The organism is Pseudoalteromonas sp. SG43-5, assembly GCF_014164345.1.
GTDB classification, from domain to species: Bacteria; Pseudomonadota; Gammaproteobacteria; order Enterobacterales; family Alteromonadaceae; genus Pseudoalteromonas; species Pseudoalteromonas distincta.
The window spans coordinates 1-21,682 of record NZ_JACJFA010000020.1; the positions used below are offsets into that span (position 1 = coordinate 1).

Genomic DNA, 21,682 nt, shown 5'->3' on the forward strand with positions numbered 1-21,682 from the left:
CCTATATTCCTATATTCCTATATTCAGGTTAACTTCAAAACACCCATTGTAAACTCATACTGTTTTTCTTTAGCCATGTTGATGATGCTTTATAATTAGGAAAAAAATGCTCAACGTGTTGCCAAAAAGCTTTGCTGTGGTTTAAGTGACGTAAATGCGCTAACTCGTGAACAATCACATAATCAATAGCATGATAAGGGGCTCCGATTAAATGCAAATTAAATGTTAGCTCTCGCTTACTATTACAACTTCCCCACTTTCGCTTATAAATAGCTACTTTTAGACTCGTAGGTAATTCTTCACCCATTTGTGCGCAGAAGTACGCTAAACGCATTTCTATATATGCAGTTAGTTGCTCTTTTAAATATTCTTCAAGAAGTTGCTGATATTTTTGCGAAGTATTTTTAACGCGCGAAGAGTGTGTAATAAGCAAGCTGTCGTTACAGTTTAGTACTTCGGACTTAGTACCTTGCTTAAATTCTATGTTTATAATGCTATCAAAGATTAAAATTTGTTTGTCTTTGAGCGGGTTCTGTCTGCTATCAGCAATATTGTGCTGTTTAGTTAATTGAGCATTTACCCACACCTGCTTATCAAAAAGCCATTCTTGAATGTGTTTATTACTAACAAACTGAGGGGCATATACAGTCACCTTTTTGTTATGTACTTTAATGGCAACCGTTTTACGTTTTATACTTTTCTTTAACTGATATTCAAACACTTTCATACTCATTAATGATATTGCTACGAGAAAATTCACCAGCAATTAATAAAACCAAATAAAGTGTACTTTTCGCTTAGTTAAGCCAATTCATTAGTTTTCTTAAGGTTGCTCGATAGAAACTTAAATATGACCATATAAATCGAACTTAGCCCCGTTAAAGGCAATACATTAGAATAAAAAACACCAACTAAAAAACTAATCCCTGATAAATAAAAGAAAACGAAAAGTAATAAATTCGTTATTTTATTCACTTCATTGAATTAACGGTTTATTAATTAATTAATTAGATTAAACTTGATAAATAAAGATTATATTTTGAGCCATTATGTTATCAGCTTTTTTTATCACAGACCAAGATCCTAGCTTAATCATTAATGGCGTTTACGATCCTCTATTAGTTTCAATGTCATTGCTAATTGCTATTTTTGCAGCCTTTTTCACCATTCGACTTATAAATCTCGCAAAAGAAACTCAATTTCCTAGCTACCAACGTTTAGCAAACGTGACCGCTGCTACTGTTTTTTCGGCTGGTATTTGGAGTATGCACTTTATTGGTATGCTTGCCTTTTCACTGTGTACTAATATTGATTATGATCCAACAATCACTCTCCTTTCTTTTATACCAGCATTTATAGCATGTCAGTACGCTGTATCAATGCTAGTAAATAGTAAAGGGAATCTAAAAGTATTGTCGATTTGCTCCGTGTTACTAGGAGCTGGCATTGGCACTATGCATTATAGCGGCATGGCTGCAATGGATCTTGCTCCTTTACTTAGATATGATCCATTGATATTTTCGTTATCAATCATTGTTGCTATAGCCCTCTCCTTTATAGCCCTTTACAGTCGCTTTAATCTTGAGCGTTTTTTACCCTCTTTATCACCTCTTCAAAATAACTCAATTAGCGCTGTTATTTTAGGGTGTGCTGTTGCTGGTATGCACTATATGGGTATGGCCGCTACACGTTTTGTAGCTACATCGCCACTAATCTATGATGATGCTAACGCAACCGCAGGACTAACTTTTATCGCCATTGCAGTCGCCACAGCAACTATCGCGATTACAAGCGTGGTTGGTGTAATAAATGGTATGGTTCGCTATCGCATGCTACTTGAGGAGAAGTCGGCAAAAGAATCCCGTCTAAATGCTATTTTAGGTACCGCTATAGATGGCATTGTTACCATTGACCATGCTGGTATTATTTTAAGTTTTAATGAAGCCGCAAGTAAAATTTTTGGCTGGCAAGAAAACCAAGTTCAAGGCAAAAACGTAAAAATGCTAATGGACGATAACATTGCCAAGCACCACGACGAATACCTCTTAAATGCTCACAATGTTGATCTAGGTAAAATAATAGGCATAAACCGTGATGTATATGCAAAACACATGAACGGACATGTTTTTCCTATTCGCTTAGGTATAGGCGAAGTAAATCAGCCGGGCCATAACCCTTTATATGTTGGCTTTATCACCGACTTGACCGAACAACGCGCTTTGCAGCAAAGTTTAGAAGAGAAAGAACAAAAATACCGCTCTCTTATCGATAACATGCCCGGAGTCGCGTTTAGATGCAAGTTTGATGACAATTGGACTACGTTATTTATTAGTCCAAATATAATTGAGCTTACAGGGTATAACCCAAATGAGTTTACAGAGCATTGTATCGAGTTTAATGACTTGGTCTTGAAATCAGACCAAAAACAAATAGTTGATGAAGTCACTAAAGCTGTTGATGCAAAGTCTCAATATTCTATTGAATACCGAATTAGACATAGAAATGGCAAAATTTTGTGGTTGTTAGATAAAGGGAGTATCGACTTTGATGCTCAAGGCAACCCAAAGTGGATTGATGGTGTTTTAGTCGATATTACTGAACGCAAAGAATATGAAGAAAAACTAGAGCAAGCTAAATTTAAAGCTGAAGAAGCTGCTCATGCAAAGCAATCTTTTATGGCTAATATGAGCCATGAAATACGCACCCCAATGAATTCTATAATAGGTTTTAGCGATCTATTAATGGACACCCCACTTGATCAAGAACAACAAAAGCACTTGGTTACCGTAAATAATGCAGCGCGTTCATTGCTAAGATTGTTAAATGAAATTCTCGATTCTGCAAAACTAGAACGCGGTAAGCTGACCATTGAGCCAGTCCACTTTAGCTTAAAACCAGTGATAGACAGTATTATTTCTACTTTTTGGTTAGAGGCTAAAAAGAAAGATTTAGAACTTAAACTCCATATTAAAGAATCAGTAAGTTCTACGTACTACGGCGACCCAGATCGACTCAGACAAGTACTCACTAATCTAATTGGTAACGCGATTAAGTTCACCGAAAAAGGCTCTGTTACGGTCACCGTTGGCATGACACAAAATCAGCATCTGTTTTTTGAAGTGCAAGATACCGGAATTGGTATTGCAAAAGATCGTATTCAAGCTGTATTTCAACCTTTTGAACAAGCCGATGGCACTACTACTCGCCGCTTTGGTGGTACAGGCCTTGGTACAACCATAAGTAAACAACTTGTAGAGCTTATGGGCGGAACAATAAACTTAGTAAGTGAGCTAGGTAAAGGCACCTGTTTTTACTTTTCATTGCCGCTTACTTTAGGTGACGAATCTAAAATTGATTATTTTGATGGTCTACACACCCAACTGCCTGCACTTAGAGTACTAGTAGTTGATGATATAGAGCAAAATACAGAACTACTGTCTTTGCTTCTATCACGAGATCAGCATTCAGTTACCAAAGCGTCAAACGGACTTGAAGCGATTAAAGTATTTGAAGAACAAGACTTTGATGTCATATTAATGGATATACATATGCCATTGTGTGATGGCATACAAGCAGCACAAAAAATAAGAGCAATAGAAAACCAAAGGCAGCTTAAGTACACGCCAATTATCGCGCTCACAGCAAGCGTATTACAGCAAGATAAGCTTACGGCTAAAAAAGCAGGCATGAATGGCTTTGCCAATAAACCCGTCGATATAAATCAGCTTAACCAAGAAATAGCGCAAGTGCTGGGGCTTGGTATTGCAAAAGAAATGGTTATATCGCAAAGCGATCCTAAAGCGCAGCATATAGATTTTGAAAAAGGATTAGCACTTTGGGGTTCTAAGTGTAAGCAACTTACAGAGATTACTAAGTTTGTTAGTGATAGTGATAAGCGGTTTGAGATATTATTTAATGATAAATTATCAAACATAAAAGATGTCGATAGCCTCATTCACACACTCAAAGGTGTTGCTGGTAACTTAGGGCTAACAACGTTAATGAAGTTATTAACCGATTTAGAGCACAAGCAAAGTGATGCTAAAGTTATTAGTCTTTTAGACGATATCAAAAACGAACTACTTATTATAACGCAACTGCTGTCATCAAATACTTGCGATGAGCCAAATAGCAAGCCTGAAGATGATAGCTCAGACACTCTATCAATAGATGAAATTAAGTCACTGTGTGAAACACTTCATCAAGATGCGCAAAACGCAGAATTAAATGATGAACTACTCGCAAAGTTGCAACGCGGCGCACCTTCTACCTTTCAAAATGAAGTTGATGATATAGCCGAAGCCTTTGATGAATTTGATTTTGATAAAGCACACGTAATACTAGAAACCTTACTTGAAAAACTAACAAACAATGAGTATTAATTAATGGATTTTACGGCAGATAGGCCACGGGTATTAATTGTTGACGATGAGCCTGCAAATCTAAAAGTAATGCGCGAAGTGTTAGGTAATCAATATCGTATGTCGTTTGCTAAATCTGGTGATGCCGCACTAGCACTACTTGAAAAAGAACTACCAAAGCTAATTTTGCTCGACATAATGATGCCAGATATGAATGGCTTTGAAGTGTGCCAAATAGTTAAGAGAAATCCTAAAACATCACACATCCCAATTATTTTTGTAACTGCGCTTGGCGATGAAAGCGATGAATACAAAGGTTTTGAGTTAGGCGCAGTAGATTATATTACTAAACCAATAAGCCCTGCCATTGTAAGAGCAAGGGTTAATACTCACTTGTCGCTAGTACAAGCAGAGCAATTAAAGCAAGCTCATGTAGATTTAGTAGAACGTCTAGGCCGTGCAGCGGAATATAAAGACACCGACACGGGTGAACATATAGTGCGCATGAGCCAATACAGTAAAGTATTAGCGTTAGCACTAGGTATGGATGAACAACGAGCAGAACTTTTACGTCAAGCCGCCCCAATGCACGATGTAGGAAAAATAGGTATCCCTGACGCTATCCTACTCAAACCTGGAAAGTTAACCTCTGAAGAGTTTGATCATATGAAAGAACACGCCACCATTGGCGCGCAAATTTTAGCAAACTCATCATCTCCTTTACTACAACTTGCGCATACACTTGCAATTGAACACCACGAAAAATGGGATGGCTCAGGCTATCCTAACGGGATCAAAGGCGAAGAAATATCAGTTGAAGGTAGAATTGTTGCTATAGCTGACGTATTTGATGCACTTACCTCAAAACGCCCTTACAAAGAGGCTTGGAGCGTAGAGAAAACAGTTTTGCATATGCAAGAGCAAGCAGGAACTCATTTCGATCCCGCTCTAATCGAGCTATTAGTAAAAAACTTAGACGATATTATTGCTATAAAAAATGCAAATCAAGAAAGCTAATTCTTTTTAGCACTGTGAGAGCCAAGCTCAACATTTGGGTAACAAGATTTTATATAACGATAGTCATGTGACGTAATTTCATGGCTATTGCCACTTTCATCTTTAAAGTACATAGAAAACGTTACACCATGATCTGCTAAAACTACTTTTATATTTAAACTCTCAAGATGAATACGCCATTGAATAAATTGATCCCCTGAGGCCAAAAATGCAATCCCTTTACTGCGCCCCTCTCCTTCAAACAATGCTAAACGAGAGGTTGAACAAGCATCCTCAAGCGTTAAAGGGCCTCGCCCATGCTCATTCCAAAAGGTAAGCTCTGGCACTACGCTAAAACCTAAAACCCGTTCATACCACTTAACGGCATTAGCTAAGTTATCAACATTTAAATGGCAATGATCAATGCCAGATAATTTCGGTATGCTTGTATTATTCACATTACTCACCAATTTCTGACTTTAATTGCTCTAAAAACTCATGCATATACCTTGTTCGTCTATTCGCCTCTGCTTTAGCTGATGGGGTATTCATACTATCGGCAATATGTAATAACTTTATGAAAAAATGATCAAGCGTGTATGTTTTATCATCAGCCTCGCGTTCAACACAAAAAGGGTCATTTGGGTTATATAATAACCGAGAAATTGAGCCACCAACTTTCATGCATCGGCTAACGCCAATAGCGCCCAACGCATCCATTCTGTCGGCATCTTGTACTATTTGCGCTTCAACTGTTTTAATTTTTATATTTGCGCTGAAGCTATGCGCTGCAATTGCATGATGAATCTCATCAAAAAGTGACTCGTCATAATTAATCGATTTTAAAAACTCCAATGCCTTATCAGCTGCCATAGTAGAGGCTTTTGCACGATCAGGGTGGTTTTTAGCCACCGCCACACAGTCGTGCATCCACGCTGCAGGTAATACTACTGACATGTTTGCCTGCTCCGCATTACATAACTGTATTGCAACACGCACCACTCGCTCTATATGAGTAATGTCATGAGCAACATCAGCATGCACTAAAGAGGCGATAAACCCTCTACATTGTGAGTTAAGTATTTCTAAATCAGGGCTTAAAGCGACGTCAGACAAAGTTAGGTTCCAAAAAGCTAATTAATCAATGAATTATCCGTACTTTACCGTGCTTTATGCCCCCCTTGCAAAACATTCATTGTATGTTGCTCCTTGCTTGACTAAAATACAGCGCTTATTTATTACTACTGAGAAGCCTTATGTCATCTGCCGTTTACCTACAAGCTGGTCGCGATAAATCATTAAAAAGAAAACACCCTTGGTTATTTTCAAAAGCCATCAAAAAAATTAAAGGTAAACCTGGATTAGGCGACACAGTAACGATTCACGACAGCGAAGGTAAGTTTTTAGCAACTGCTGCGTATAGCCCTCACTCACAAATTCGTGCACGTGTTTGGAGCTTTGACGAAAAAGAAGTCATCGATCAACACTTTTTTGAACGCCGTTTACGTCGCTCATTAGAAGCCCGTAGCCAAGTTATTGAAGAAGGCGGATTAACAGGGTTTCGCTTATGTGCTGCTGAGTCTGATTACTTACCAGGCGTTACAATAGATAAGTTTGACAACGTATTAGTGTGCCAGCTATTAAGCGCCGGTGCCGAGCGCCATAAAGGCGAGATTGTAGGCGCATTGATGTCTATTTTCCCCGGCTCTAGCATATATGAGCGTTCTGACGTAGATGTACGTACTAAAGAAGGCTTAGAACCAATTAAAGGCGCACTTTGGGGGAATGAACCAAAAGAGCCTGTGCTTATTGAAGAAAACGGCTTAAAAATCGAAGTTGATATAATTGAAGGTCACAAAACAGGATTTTACTTAGATCAGCGTGACAGCCGTGCTGCACTTGAGCGCTTCTCAAAAGGTAAAACTGTCCTTAACTGCTTTAGTTACACAGGTACATTCTCGTTGTATGCCCTGCGTGGTGGATGTGAGCATGTAACTAACGTAGATGTATCGCAACCCGCTTTAGATACAGCAAAACGTAATGTTGAGCATAATAACTTAGATTTAAACAAAGTGAGCTTTGTTAAGCAGGATGTATTTAAATTATTACGCCAATACCGCGACGAAGGTAGACAGTTTGATACCATCGTAATGGACCCACCAAAATTTGCTGATAATAAAGCGCAGCTAACGGGCGCGTGTCGTGGCTATAAAGATATCAACATGATTGCCATGCAAATACTAAAACCAGGCGGAACACTATTAACATTCTCATGCTCTGGTTTAATGGAACAAAACTTGTTTCAAAAAGTAGTAGCCGATGCAGCACTTGATGCAGGTAAAGACCTACTGATAATGGAGCGATTAAACCAGGCAGCCGATCACCCAATTGCTGGCAGCTACCCTGAAGGCTTTTACTTAAAAGGCTTAATCTGTAAGGTTTTTTAATATCTACTATTGAGTTTAACTGAATTCTATTTAGTTAAACTCAATGATTTCAAGACCTGCTGTTACCGTGCCATCATCTTCTTTGCTGGCACGTATTACTTTTGCAGTTGCATTTAAAGGCGCAATACTTGGATGAGTCGAATCAATGTTCACCGTCAGCAAGGTATTAGGTTCAAGCAATTCATCTAAATGAATTGATAAACCTGTTGCACTTAAATCCACGCACTCTGCGGCAAAATTTAAACCCGCTATTGGTTCTATCGTTGTTAAATTTGCAGGAGTGTTAATCTGCATGCGTCTAAAATTTCGCTTATCATCAGTAAACATATGTTACCTCTAAACAACCGTGTTAATTTCTTCCAACAAAGCACCCACTGAAAATGGCTTTACAACATACGCGTTACAACCAGCATCAAACCCTGCTTGTTTTTCAGATGGGGACTCTAGGCCCGATACCATAACAACAGGAATATTTTTTGTTTCAGGTGTGTGCTTTAGCATTCGGCATGTATCATAACCATCAAGACCAGGCATACAAACATCAAGCAAAATTATATCTGGCGGACTCGCAATTGCTGACGCAAGGCAGCTTTGCCCTGAATCTGCGTAACTAACATCAAATTTCGACGCTAGTGCGGCTTTGAGCATTTCAAAATTAAAATACTCGTCATCTACCACTAAAAGTCGCTTTGTTTTATGTTCAATCGATGAGGACATAACTATGTCGCTTCCTTTTCAAAACAAAAATAAATCCTTCTATTAAGGTACTAAGCTTAATAGAAAATGCAAGTTTTATTCTATCTCTTTTATCGCATTAAGTACCCGCTTGGCTGAAATTGGGTAAGGCGTTCCTAGTGTTTGAGCAAATAACGACACTCTAAGCTCCTGTTGCATCCAAAAAATAGCGGTTACCTCTTGTGGTATAGGCAACCCTTTTGGCGTTTTATTAACTACTTTTTTATACTCTTGCGCAACTTTATCTAGCTCTAGTACGCATAACCTATCACGATTTGGATCCACAGGCAGCTTTTCTAAACGTTTTTGAATCGCTTTTAAATAACGAATTAAATCCGCTATTTTATCTGAGCCATGCGCGCTCACAAAACCTTTAAATATAAGTGACTCAAGCTGTGACTTAATATCGCCGTGCGCAGTTATCATGGTTAAATCAACGCGCCCTTTCATTTTTTTATGCAGCGCATGAGCAATACTTAATACTTGCTCAACTTGCGTTGCAATCGATACAACGGCATCGCCCAGCTCACCGCGTATTTGCTCTTTTACTGTTTCAAATGCTTTTTCGTCGCGTATATCACCGTGTTTTACTAATAAGTTATCAACACCTGCGGCAATACAGTCATCAATTAAATCAGCTATTTTACCAAATGGGTTAAAGTACAAACCCAGCTTTGCCTTATTCGGTAAGTTTTGTTGTAAGTACTTAATTGGCGATGGCACATTTAATAGTACTAAACGGCGCAAACCTTGTTGATGTGCTTGCTGCGCTTTTGCTTCGCTATCAAAAAGCTCCACTGCAGCGGCTGATTTTTTATCCACCAGCGCAGGGTATGCTTTTATCTCATATTGACCTTGTTTTTTAACGTATGAAGCGGGTAACTCACCAAAATCCCATTGTGTTAGGTCTGACTTTTCAATGCCTTTATCGGCTACTTTAGACAGTGTTTCGGTTACTTCACCTTGCAGCTCTGCTTTGAGCTTGGCTAAATCAAGCCCTCGTGCAAGTAACTTATCGTGTTCATCACGTACTTCAAACTGCAATCTTAAATGCGGTGCAAGCGCGGTTAAATCCCATGCCTCTGGATCAACTTTTACACCTGTCATTCTCAATAAACGCGTCGTTAATGCATCAATTAAGCTCCCTTGCATTGGCTCAATAGCTGCCAGCACTGCATCAGCATAGTTTGGTGCTGGCACAAAATTACGACGAAGCGATTTAGGCAATGACTTTATAAGCCCACTTATTAGCTCATGCCTAAATGCTGGTATGTGCCAGTCAAAACCACTTTCTTGCACTTGATTCAACAGCGCGACCGGTATTTGTACCGCAACGCCATCAACTGCTTGGCCTGGATCGAAATGATAAGCAAGCGGCAATATAATATTGTCTTGCTGCCATGTGTCAGGGTAGTCAAACTCAGTGATATTACTTGCACCATGCTGCATTAGCTCTTCACGAGTCATGTGTAGGTAATGCTTATTTTGTTGTTTTTGTGTTTTATACCATTTTAAAAATGCAGCGCGGTTATTAATTTCTTTGGGTATTTTTTTATCGTAAAACTCAAATAACGTTTGCTCATCAACTAAAATATCACGACGACGTGACTTATTTTCCAGAACTTGAATATCTTCTATTAGCTCACGGTTAAACGCTAAAAAGCCCTCGTTTAAGCCCAGTTCTTGCTCAACTAATGCAGTGCGCACAAAAAGCTCTCGACTCACTTTAGGGTCTATGTTGCTATAAACACAGCGGCGTTTATTTACAATAAGTAAGCCATATAAAGTTTGCTGCTCAAACGCGATTACCGCACCTGGTTTTTTCTCCCAATGTGGTTCAGTGTAACTACGTTTTACTAAGTGCTGTGCTAATGGCTCTACCCAGTTAATGTCTATTTTTGCATTTGTGCGGGCATATAACTTACTTGTCTCTACCAACTCCGCCGACATGATCCATTTGGGGCTCTTTTTAAATAAACCTGAACCTGGAAAAATATGAAACTGACTATTACGTGCCCCTTTGTATATTTGTTTTTCATCTTTAAAGCCAATATGGCTTAGCATTCCGCTTAATAACGCTTTGTGAACAAGTTCGCCATCAGCCGCTTGGCTGGTTGCTTTCATGCCCATTTCGTTACACACAGTACTTATTTGATAAACAATATCTTGCCATTCACGCAGGCGCATATAGGCTAAGAAGTCTTTTTGACACAGCTTTCTAAATTGGCTATTAGTAAGCTCGCTTTGCTGCTCTTCTAAGTAATTCCATAAGTTTAAAAAAGCGATAAAATCAGAATCTGGATCATCAAAACGACCGTGCTTTTCATTGGCAGCAGCACGTTTTTCTTGTGGGCGTTCACGTGGGTCTTGAATAGACAACGCCGCTACAATGATAATCACTTCACGCAATGCGCCAAGTTTATGGGCTGTTAGCACCATTTTTGCTAAACGTGGGTCAACGGGTAATCGACTAAGCTCTCTGCCCGATTGCGTTAGGCTGGTTTTACTATCGCGTTTAGCTGGTTTTACCGCTTGTAGCTCTTCAAGCAATGTTAGGCCATCATTAATATTGCGGCTATCTGGCGCTTGTACAAACGGAAATTGCGCCATATCACCAAGCCCTAGCGCCAACATTTGTAAAATAACAGATGCAAGATTAGTACGTAGTATTTCAGGGTCGGTAAACTCTGAGCGCGATAAAAAATCATCCTCAGAGTACAACCTAATACAAATACCCGCTTCAACACGTCCACAACGACCCATACGCTGATTAGCACTTGCTTGCGATATAGGCTCTATTGGTAAGCGCTGTACTTTTGTACGATAGCTGTAGCGACTTATACGCGCAGTACCTGGGTCTATTACATAACGAATACCCGGCACGGTGAGTGACGTTTCGGCTACGTTAGTCGATAAAATAATATGACGACGAGAATGCGGCGCAAATATACGGTTTTGCTCTGCGTTAGATAAACGCGAGTAAAGTGGCAATACATCGGTGTGTTTTAAATTACGCTTGCTAAGTGCATCTGCGGTATCGCGTATTTCACGCTCACCATTTAAAAATATGAGAATATCGCCAGGGCCTTCAGCACACAGCTCATCAACGGCATCAAATATACCTTGTAGCTGATCGCCTTCCGCTTCCATATCATCTTTATTAATATCAGTAATAGGGTTGTAGCGCACATCAACAGGGAAAGTACGACCCGATACTTCTATAATGGGCGCATCATCAAAGTGCTTTGAAAAGCGCTCAGGATCAATAGTCGCTGAGGTAATTATTATTTTTAAATCAGGGCGCTTTGGAAGCAGGTTTTTTAAGTAACCTAAAATAAAATCAATATTTAAACTACGCTCATGCGCTTCATCAATAATAATCGTGTCGTATTGATTTAAAAAACGGTCTTGCTGAATTTCAGCCAGCAAAATACCGTCAGTCATTAATTTAATATACGTATTATTAGATACCTGATCGCTAAAACGAATTTTAAAGCCAACTTGCTGGCCAAGTTCACACTTCATTTCTTCAGCAATACGATTAGCCACAGTACGCGCTGCTAATCGACGTGGTTGCGTATGACCAATTAAACCATCAACACCGCGACCAAGCTCTAAACACATTTTAGGTATTTGCGTTGTTTTGCCTGAGCCCGTCTCACCGGCAATAATAACCACTTGGTTATTTGCAATGGCGTCTTTAATTAATTCCTTTTTTTGACTTACCGGCAATTGCTCAGGGTAAGTCACTTTAGGGAGGCCAGCTAAGCGTTTATCGCGTAATTCTTGGCTACGGGTTATATCAGCCGCTATTTTTTCAAGCGCGTTGGCATGCTTGTTTTCATCCGTTATTTTTTTTACGCCATGTAAGCGTTTTTTGAAAATGAATTGATCTTTTTTTAAGCACGTTTTTAGCTCGCCAAACAACTGACCTAGGTTTACCACCCGCATACCTTATAAAATTAGTTAAAGAGCCGTAATTGTATCAAATTAAACGGCTGGGGTTAATCCTACAAAATGCATAACGCGGGGTTGTTTGTTATATAAACGCTGCTATTGAACTAAACTGTGAATAATAAATTTATTTTAAACAATTATTTTCAGGGCTAACTACATTGAATAAATTAAATGACGTTGACTTATTCGTCACTAAAAATGCCCACGTAGGTCGCTTGCGTATTCGATTTACTTGCCCGATACATGCCAGAGGTATTAAACGGTAAGCTAATATTACCCTTTGTATCAATAATAATTACGCCGCCAGTGCCGCCAATAGGCTTAAGCACACCGTTTATAACTTCATCCCCTGCCTCAGCAATGGTTTTACCTTGGTACTTAACTCGCGCACATATATCGCTCGCTACATTATAGCGAATAAAGTATTCACCATGCCCTGTTGCCGATACCGCGCACGATTCATTTTCAGCAAATGTTCCGGCCCCAATTACCGGCGCATCCCCCACACGACCATAACGTTTTGCGGTCATACCACCTGTTGATGTACCTGCCGCTAAATTACCATTTTTATCAAGCGCCACTGCGCCAACCGTGCCCATTTTGTAAGAGTTAGGTAATGCTTTGTGCGCGGCTTGGTACTCTTTACTGGTTGCTTTGGCTTTATCTAATTTTTGTTTTGCTTTTAAAAGCGCTTTGTAACGAGGCTCGGTATCAAATAAGTTATTTTCGACAAGCTCAACACCTTGCTCTTTAGCAAACTCTTCAGCGCCTTGCCCACTAAGCATTACGTGTACAGAGTTATCCATTACCAAACGCGCTAAGTTAATTGGGCTCTCAATATGCTTTACACCCGCAACTGCGCCTGCTTCACGGTTTCGACCATCCATTATGGATGCATCAAGCTCATGCCCGCCATCGTAGGTGTATACCGCTCCACGCCCTGCATTAAAATAAGGGGATTGCTCTAATACTGCAATTGCTGCAATTACCGCATCTAAGCTTTCGCCGCCTTGGTGTAATACTTTATAACCTGTCTCTACTGCTTGCGTTAATTTTGCACGATACTCTTTTTCTTGAGCGGGTGTAAATCGTGCTTTTTCAATTGTCCCTGCCCCACCATGAATCGCAATGGCAAAAGGAGTCTCTGCAGCTACTGCGCTATTACTTAAAGCAACAAAGCTGCTCGCAAAAATCGCTAATAATGGTGTTTTCATAATGAGTTCTTTTATGGGGAAGTTATAAACTAATGTGAATGGTTACGGACTTAATTTCAACTAAAGTGAGTTTAATGGCATAAAAAAAGCGCCTTAAGGCGCTTTTTAAAATTTTACGTGTTTGTAATTAAGCTTGTTTAGCTTTTAAACGCGCTAAACGTGCTACTTGGTGAGTAGACGTTAAGAACGAGTAAATTGGTGCTAAGTAACCACGTTTACGAAGCTCTAAGAAATCAGCATCGCTTAACTCGTTTAGTTTTTTCTCATCGATAAGGTAAATACCGTTGATGTCTTTTTTCTCGCCTTTAATGTCTACTGTTAGCGTTTGCGCAATTAGTAGCTCTTTATCAGCAAGGAATTTAGTGAACGCTTCAGTTACTTGAGAAAACTCAATAAATGATACTAGCGCTTCTTTACGACGTTTTAGGTAATCTGTTTCTTCGCCGTTTTCAAATAATGCGTTACCTTCGTCTTCACCAACAAGCGCACTTGCTTCGTCAATTACGATACCGTATTGATCTTGATCTGGGTGTTTAACTAAACCAAGTGGGTAACGAGTAGATGCCATAGGTGCAAATGCTGCAGTCCATTTACCATCTTCTACAAAAAGGTTTTCGCCTGGCTCTAAGCCAAACATAGCAACTGCTTGAAAAGTGCCGGTTTCGTTATTTTTAACGAATGACATTGGAAACTCGTTTGCTACACGTGCAAACTCATGTGCAACTACTGGCACTAAGTGTTGAGTTTTCATGAATTCTACATTGATGCCGTTTTGAATTTTAGTGTTGGCATGTTTTTCGTTGTGTAAAGGCTGTACTTGTTGCTCCGCCATGTTACTGCTCCGTTTATTTTAATTTATATGTTTCATTGTTAATGCCTTTAGGCTAATGCTTTTGAGCTAAAAAAGGAAGGGAAACTTTTATGACAACAACCATGAAAAAATAAAATTTAACTAAATCTGAACGTTGCTAAAAAACATACAGCTCAAACTCATAAATTTTGTTCAAAAACAACACACTTCATGGTTAATTTTAATACAAACCAAAGTTATTCATTAACATTGGTTAACAGTTCAAAGCTATTTTTTTGCAGTGTTTAGGCTTAAATTTAAGCAAATAAAAAAGGCCGCTTATATAAGCGGCCTTTAAAAGTTAAATTGGCATCTAAATTAAGGCGCCCAATATACTTCAATATTTATACTTGGGTGATTAAGCACAGCGCGAAGTGGCATGTCATTAACATCGCCGCCCGCTTTTGCTTGCTTATAAACAGCGAGTTTTTCTTCACCGCTAATTAAAAGCTTAACCACTTTAGATTGCGCAATGGCATTTAAAGTTAATGTCATTCGCTCAGTAATACTACCCGTCACATCACTTTGTATCGCATTAATCGCACATACTGTTTGCTCAGTTGTTAAACCATGCTCTAAACCGTCTGCATTTGGGAATAACGACGCTGTATGGCCATCTGGGCCCATACCTAAAATAGTTACATCATATGGGCTTTTTAGCTCGCTATAAGCCGCTTCACACTCTTGTGCGCCCTGTTGAGCCGTTGCTGCAGCGTTCTTCATAGTAATAAAGTTGGCAGCACTACCATGATTTTGTAATAAAGTACTTTTAATAAATGCTTCATTACTTTTTTCATGGTTTGGATCTACCCAACGCTCATCAACCATAGCAACATCAACATGTTGCCAATCTAAATCAAGCGTTGATAAATGCTTATAAGCGGGCGCAGGAGACGAGCCGCCCGACACCATTAATACAGCACGGCCATCGTTTTTAATGCCATCACGTAATGATTGCTCAAGCGTTGCAGAAAGCTCAGCTGTTAACGCGTCTTTATCGTCAAAAAACTTTTCAACTAATGTTGCCATGCTTATACCTTATCGCCTGTGTTAAACCATACGTGGTTGTTTTCTGCTAATAATTCATCAGCATCATCAGGTCCCCAACTACCAGAACGGTAAAGCGCAGGTTTGCCTTTGCCTTGCCATCTATCAATAATTGGATCAATCCACTTCCACGCTTGGCGCACTTCATCACGGTGAATAAATAACGATGGGTTATTTGCAGCAGCATCAAGCATTAAACGCTTGTACGCATCTGAATGGAAACCATTGCTGTAAGCTTGTGAAAGCTCAATATTCATTGTTACTGGCTCAAGTTGCATTTGAAGATTATCAAGGCGCTTAGACATAAGCGTTAGTTGAATTGTTTCCTCTGGCTGCAAACGAATAACAAGGCGATTCGGCTCGATATTGCCCACGTTATCTTCGTAGATATTGTGAGATACTTTTTTGTATTCAACCACAATTTCTGCACAGCGCTTAGCCATACGTTTACCCGTACGAAGGTAAAATGGAACACCTGCCCAGCGCCAGTTATCAATATGCGCGCGAATAGCTACAAACGTTTCTGTTTTACTAGAACCTTCATTTAGCTCTTCTAAGTAACCCGGTACAATTTTACCGTTTAAGTCACCTGGTACGTATTGACCACGAACAATATTTTCATCAACATCACCATCTACAAGCGGGCGAAGTGCTTCTAATACTTTTAGTTTTTCGTTACGAATGCTGTTAGCGTTTAGCTTATTAGGCGACTCCATTGCAACTAAGCAAAGTAGTTGTAATAAGTGGTTTTGAACCATGTCACGAAGTGCACCGGCTTTATCATAAAAACCAGCGCGGCTTTCAAGACCAACCGTTTCTGACAAGCTAATTTGAATATTATCAATAGATTTAGCATCCCACATATTTTCAAACAATGAGTTTGAAAAACGCAGCGCCATTAAGTTTTGTACTGTTTCTTTACCTAAGTAATGGTCAATACGGAAAATTTGTTCTTCATTAAAAAACTCTGCAATTTTCCCATTAATTGCTTCAGCAGAATCACCGCAATAACCAATTGGCTTTTCAACAACAACGCGTGATGTAGGTGTAATTAAACCTTTAGTCGATAATATTTCACAACATGTGCCGTAAACAGCAGGCGGAAGCGATAAGTAAAACACGCGAGACTTAGTGCTTTCGTGCTCATCTAAAATGCCTTTTAGCACATCCCAGTTGTCGTCTGCTTCTGTAACATTACTTACCACTGGCACTAAAAAAGTAGAAAACGCTTTCCAATCTTTAGCGTTAAACTCACCTTTGCTTAAAAATTCTTGTAATGCTTTATGCGCTGTTTCTATGTATTCAGCACGTTTCGATTCTTCGCGCACTGTTGGTAGGATACGTGAGCCTTCAGGTAAGTTACCTTCTTGATATGCTCTGTACATTGCAGGTAGCAATTTGCGTAACGCAAGATCACCACCGCCCCCAAAAATTATAATATCAAAAGGATTAAGCATAGTTACTCTCTACGTTGTGATACCCAGTACATTTTGTAAATGCGCGGGTATGCCTATTTATTGCTAGATTAGATGGCTTTTATAGCTGTATTTAAATAAAAGCCTGCTGAATTGTTCTGTATCGATGATTTATTATTATTGTTTATCATTGCGCTTATTAAATGAGCCTTAGGGGCACTGTATCTCCTCTCACAAAAATACAGACCCTAAGCACTCCAGCGCTACCCGTTCAAAGGTACTCGGTTTACTTACTTGCGTAAGCGAATTTTTTACTGCGTACGGTTTTGTTTGTAGTACGCCATTAAGCCGTTTGTAGAACTATCATGAGCGTGTTTCACGCTATCATCAGTGAGTTCACTCTCAATTTTAGATGCTAAACCTTTACCCAGCTCTACACCCCATTGGTCAAACGAGCATATTTCTAAAATAATGCCTTGGCAAAATATCTTATGCTCATACAGTGCAATTAAACTGCCCACTGTTTTAGCATCTACTGTATCTAATAGCATAGACGTTGTAGGACGATTGCCTTGATGAATTTTATGATTTAATAACTCATCAATCTCTGCTTGCGATTTACCCTTAGCGGTTAAATCAGCTGTAACTTGCGCTGCATCTACACCACTCATCATCGCTTCTGTTTGAGCAAAGAAGTTCGATAATAAAATATCGTGATGCTTATCAACATTCACTTGTGGCTTAACTGATGCAATAAAATCTGCAGGTACAATTACATTACCTTGGTGTAAACACTGATAAAATGCGTGCTGGCCATTAATACCCGTCATGCCCCAAATAATTGGAACCGTAGTATAAGGTACCGTTTCGCCTGCAAAGTTAACGTGTTTACCGTTACTTTCCATTTCGCCTTGCTGTAAATACGCAGGCAACATATGCAGTGCTTGATCGTACGGTAATATAGCTTGCGCTGTATAACCTAAAAAGCTCGTATTCCATACACTAAGCAATGCCATAATTAATGGTATATTTTGCTCAAACGGCGCTGATTTAAAGTGCTCGTCTATTTCAAACGCACCTTCTAAAATTGCTTCAAAGGCGTCGTAGCCTAAATATAAAGCAATTGGTAAGCCTATCGCACTCCAAAGTGAAAAGCGACCACCAACCCAATCCCACATAGTGAATACGTTTTCGTCGCTGATACCAAAGGCTGCCGTTTTTTCTAAATTTGTACTTACTGCAACAAAATGCTTTGCAATTGTACTTTCATCTTTTGTTGCTTGTAAAAACCAGTCAACCGCCGTCTTTGCGTTTGTCATGGTTTCTGACGTAGTAAATGTTTTTGACGAAATAACAAATAATGTTGTTTCAGGGTCAATGGCTTTTAATATAGACGAAATTTGTACACCGTCAGCATTAGATACGTAGTGAACATTTAACGTATCATCAGCAAGTGCTTTTAATGCCTCAGTTGCCATTTGTGGACCAAGGTTAGAGCCACCAACACCAATACTTACAACATCTTTTACCGCTTTGCCGGTATAGCCTAACCATTTACCGCTACGAACTTTTTCTACAAACACTTTAATTTTAGCTAACTCGTTGTCTACGGCTTGTGTCACGTTTTCGCCATCAACAATTAATGGAGTGTGAGCACGATTACGAAGTGCCGTATGCAAAACTGAGCGATCCTCAGTGATATTTATTTTTTCACCGCTAAACATTTTATCGCGCCACGATGCAATATCGCATTCTTTAGCAAGCGACATTAAGTTAGCAAAAACATCATTATCAACAAGTTGCTTAGAATAGTCGAATAATACACCTGGTACTTGAGTAGAAAACTGAGAAAAGCGCGTGTCATCTTGTGCAAATAACGTTTTTAGATGTGTTTGTTTCATCTTAGCTGCACTTTGTTCTAGTGCTTGCCAACTTGCTAGTTGCGTTCGGTTAGACATGGAAATATCCTCTATTTTTTTCAATCAATTGATTTAAAAATGTTTTTTATAAAAGCAAAACTCTTAATACTACTTATTCACACTAAATTAAAGCGCAAATAGTATAACTAAAAATGCAAAAAAAATGCTGTTTTTATAATTTTATGTGCAGATGATAACGCAATTTTTAGCTTTTGACACCGGTATCATAAAAATTTTATAAATTAATTTACCTGTAATTTGAAAGGCAACGGCATAGCTTAATCAATCAAAATGAAATATTAATGAATTTTTATAAGCGCTGCTAATTACTTTTCATAGTTATTCACTAATTACTGTAATTGTTTGCCTTGCAAACAAATAAACCTTAAAAACAAAAAATCGGCTCTAAAGCCGATTTTGTATAAATTACAATCTTTGCTTAATTACTAAGCGCTAGCCCACCACTTAGGTTATAAACAGTTTTGTACCCTAGCTGCATTAAATTGCTCGCAGCAATCTTTGAGCGGTTACCACTGCGGCATAATAAAATATAGTTGTTATTTTTACTTAACTGCCCTTCAAATACCGCATTTGCCATTCTGCTAAGCGGTATATTTAATGTTTTTCCATCAAGTGTATTAAATAACTGAGCAACATTATTTGCTCCATGTTCATACGGCTCCCGAGTATCTATTAAATACACATCGCTGGTGTTTAACATTGCTTTAGCGTCATCAAAATTTAATTGCTGTGTATCAATCTCAGGCAATGCATTTACATAACCACACAATTGCGTGTTATTTACTTGCTTTGAAGCGTCGTACTGCTGCTTTTGTATTGTAAATTCATCAACTGAAATACTGCCGCTTACTAACGCATTGAGTAATGGCGTTTGGTTTTGTTGTACAGCCCAGTTCATGGCAAAACATTGTTGGTAGTCGTGCCCTGAGCAAATAATGCTGGTGCTATTTAGTTGCTCGCTTATTGCTAAAATAGAGCGTGCCATTGCTTTTGCATCCCCACCCGTAAGGGACGTATTGCCAAGTCCTGCAGGCAAAATTAAATCACCACAAAAACAATAACGCGTTTCGCCATTACTATTTTTTAATAAATAACTTACGCTATCTTTGCTGTGCCCAGGTGTCGCTACTTTTTCAAGTACGTCATTTGCTAAGCTAATACTTTCTGCATTTAGTGGCCAACCTAAAGCATCAACCTCACCTTTTACAACTCTTGATGCAAGAACGCTGGTTAATAAATTAGTCGCTGACTCTCGCTCTTGATGCAGATGAGTATTAAGCACCGCTGATATAGTTAAGTTTTGTGTATTGGCTATTTTTTCAAAGCGCGGAATAAGCTCAACAATCGGGTCTATTATAACTGCGCGCTTATCATCGCTTACATAAAGCCAACTACATGCTCCTTGGTGCCTAAACTGAGTAAGGCCAAGTGCGCACACTTCTTGTTGTGGTGTAGTGCTATCAGATACAATTAAACAGTTAGCCTGAAGTATTGCTTTAAGAGCGCGAATACGCACACAAGCATCATCAATATCGTGTTGTGTTGCAGCAGGTCCAAACGATAGCCTAATCGCATTTTCACTTTGCCACTTACTTGCACCCATTGCATCTAAAACAAAACTTGTTGATGCGCCCGTACTACAAGCCGAGCCACCACTTACGCGAATGCCCGCAGCATCAAATAAATCAATCACTTCTTTGCTCGTTAAATCGTTTACCGCAAAGTTAAGTGTAGTAGGCACGCTATAAGCAAAATCATGATTGAATGTAATATTGCCAAAGGTGTCTTTTATCGCGCTTTGTAACTGGCTTCGATAAGAGTTTAGTGTGCTAATTGGTTTAAATGTATCGTCTGATTTATCAAGCAACATACTAAATAGTTTATTTAACCCTGCAATACCGGGTAGATTTTCGGTGCCTGAACGCATTCCACTTTCTTGACCGCCACCCGCTATAAAAGGTGTGTACGCACTGCCACTACGAATATATAAAAAGCCAATACCTTTAGGTGCGTAAAGCTTATGCCCCGAAAAAGGAGCGTAATCAATAGTTGTATTACTCAGTGCGAGCGCTTGTTTACCGAGTGCCTGCACGCAATCCACCATCCACGATACATTTTTGTTACGGCTACGAATTACCTGCTCTATAGCGGGTAAATCTTGATATACACCGGTTTCGTTATTAACGGCCATGGTGCAAATCATCAAAGCGTTATTAATATGCTCTGCGATAAAATTTAAATCTAAAATACCGTTACTATCAACCGGAATAGCAAGCACCTCAGCATTAACGTCAAGTACGCTATTCCAGTGCTTGAGTGTATTTGGCACCGCTTTATGCTCAGTAGCGCCATATAATAATACAGGGTTTTTAATAGACTGCTTTTTAGCATTAATTAATGTAGAAACCACCGCAGTTTGAATACCCTCCGTTGCACCAGAGGTAAATAGGATATCGCCATTAGTTGCGCCAATAACCGTGCGTGCCTTTTGACGTGTTTGTTCTAATAAATGCTTGGCTTGAATACCTGTGATGTGCGGGCTTGAAGGATTACCAAAACATATTTGCATGGTATGAGAAACAACATCAGCAATACAAGGCAACACAGGGGTCGTTGCATTTGCATCAAGGTAAACTTGTTTTACTGGCTCATCGTGCAATAAAAACTCAGACATTAAAAAACGCACCTTATTACTAAAAAATATATCTTATTACCAATAG

At 39.2% G+C, this 21,682-nt stretch carries 15 protein-coding genes; 3 read left to right on the plus strand and 12 right to left on the minus strand.

What is annotated here, in order from left to right:
* Nucleotides 1–34 precede the first annotated feature (34 nt).
* The gene (locus tag H5161_RS16850) at nt 35–733 is read right to left on the minus strand and encodes a M48 family metallopeptidase (protein ID WP_182716748.1); all 699 of its coding nucleotides are present in this window, start codon (nt 731–733) and stop codon (nt 35–37) included.
* Between the two features lie 316 nt (nt 734–1,049).
* On the opposite strand from H5161_RS16850, the gene H5161_RS16855 reads away from it, so the two are divergent.
* Nucleotides 1,050–4,382 (plus strand): MHYT domain-containing protein, encoded by a 3,333-nt coding sequence (locus H5161_RS16855; RefSeq protein ID WP_182769730.1) that lies wholly within the window; start codon nt 1,050–1,052, stop codon nt 4,380–4,382.
* 3 nt (nt 4,383–4,385) lie between these two features.
* On the plus strand, nt 4,386–5,378 hold the full coding sequence (locus H5161_RS16860) for a two-component system response regulator (protein ID WP_182769731.1): 993 nt from the start codon (nt 4,386–4,388) through the stop codon (nt 5,376–5,378).
* Here the strand turns inward: H5161_RS16860 and H5161_RS16865 are convergent.
* Together H5161_RS16865 and H5161_RS16870 are read right to left on the minus strand one after the other, a co-directional pair.
* Nucleotides 5,375–5,815, minus strand: a complete 441-nt coding sequence (locus H5161_RS16865) for a VOC family protein (RefSeq protein WP_182696112.1) — start codon at nt 5,813–5,815, stop codon at nt 5,375–5,377. The genes H5161_RS16860 and H5161_RS16865 overlap by 4 nt on opposite strands.
* A 1-nt stretch (nt 5,816) precedes the next feature.
* Nucleotides 5,817–6,473: an HD domain-containing protein gene (locus tag H5161_RS16870; protein WP_039487345.1), complete on the minus strand. Its 657-nt coding sequence runs from the start codon at nt 6,471–6,473 to the stop codon at nt 5,817–5,819.
* A gap of 140 nt (nt 6,474–6,613) precedes the next feature.
* Here H5161_RS16870 and H5161_RS16875 point away from each other — a divergent pair, with 140 nt between their 5' ends.
* Entirely contained in the window at nt 6,614–7,804 is a 1,191-nt protein-coding gene (locus tag H5161_RS16875) for a class I SAM-dependent methyltransferase (RefSeq protein ID WP_002961441.1), read from the plus strand.
* A gap of 30 nt (nt 7,805–7,834) precedes the next feature.
* Here H5161_RS16875 and H5161_RS16880 read toward each other — a convergent pair whose 3' ends face one another.
* From H5161_RS16880 to H5161_RS16920, 9 genes are all read right to left on the minus strand, one after another.
* Complete coding sequence (locus tag H5161_RS16880) at nt 7,835–8,131, minus strand: PilZ domain-containing protein (RefSeq protein WP_149602406.1); 297 nt, start codon at nt 8,129–8,131, stop codon at nt 7,835–7,837.
* Nucleotides 8,132–8,140: 9 nt separating this feature from the next.
* A complete protein-coding gene (locus H5161_RS16885; protein WP_024597850.1) occupies nt 8,141–8,521 on the minus strand; it encodes a PleD family two-component system response regulator in 381 nt (126 codons plus the stop codon).
* Between the two features lie 75 nt (nt 8,522–8,596).
* Nucleotides 8,597–12,484 carry an ATP-dependent RNA helicase HrpA gene (gene hrpA, locus H5161_RS16890; RefSeq protein ID WP_182769732.1) on the minus strand — a complete coding sequence of 1,296 codons (3,888 nt, stop codon included), beginning with the start codon at nt 12,482–12,484 and terminating at the stop codon, nt 8,597–8,599.
* Between the two features lie 194 nt (nt 12,485–12,678).
* Nucleotides 12,679–13,710 carry an isoaspartyl peptidase/L-asparaginase family protein gene (locus tag H5161_RS16895; RefSeq protein ID WP_029752414.1) on the minus strand — a complete coding sequence of 344 codons (1,032 nt, stop codon included), beginning with the start codon at nt 13,708–13,710 and terminating at the stop codon, nt 12,679–12,681.
* Between the two features lie 127 nt (nt 13,711–13,837).
* Complete coding sequence (locus tag H5161_RS16900; protein WP_024597622.1) at nt 13,838–14,542, minus strand: SapC family protein; 705 nt, start codon at nt 14,540–14,542, stop codon at nt 13,838–13,840.
* Nucleotides 14,543–14,878: 336 nt separating this feature from the next.
* Nucleotides 14,879–15,589: a 6-phosphogluconolactonase gene (gene pgl / locus H5161_RS16905; protein ID WP_182693523.1), complete on the minus strand. Its 711-nt coding sequence runs from the start codon at nt 15,587–15,589 to the stop codon at nt 14,879–14,881.
* 2 nt (nt 15,590–15,591) lie between these two features.
* Entirely contained in the window at nt 15,592–17,064 is a 1,473-nt protein-coding gene (gene zwf, locus H5161_RS16910; protein WP_182696114.1) for a glucose-6-phosphate dehydrogenase, read from the minus strand.
* A gap of 269 nt (nt 17,065–17,333) precedes the next feature.
* Nucleotides 17,334–18,980, minus strand: coding sequence for a glucose-6-phosphate isomerase (pgi, locus tag H5161_RS16915; RefSeq protein WP_182769733.1), 1,647 nt, complete (start codon nt 18,978–18,980; stop codon nt 17,334–17,336).
* Nucleotides 18,981–19,380: 400 nt separating this feature from the next.
* Nucleotides 19,381–21,636 (minus strand): aminotransferase class V-fold PLP-dependent enzyme, encoded by a 2,256-nt coding sequence (locus H5161_RS16920; RefSeq protein ID WP_182769734.1) that lies wholly within the window; start codon nt 21,634–21,636, stop codon nt 19,381–19,383.
* Nucleotides 21,637–21,682: the final 46 nt, after the last annotated feature.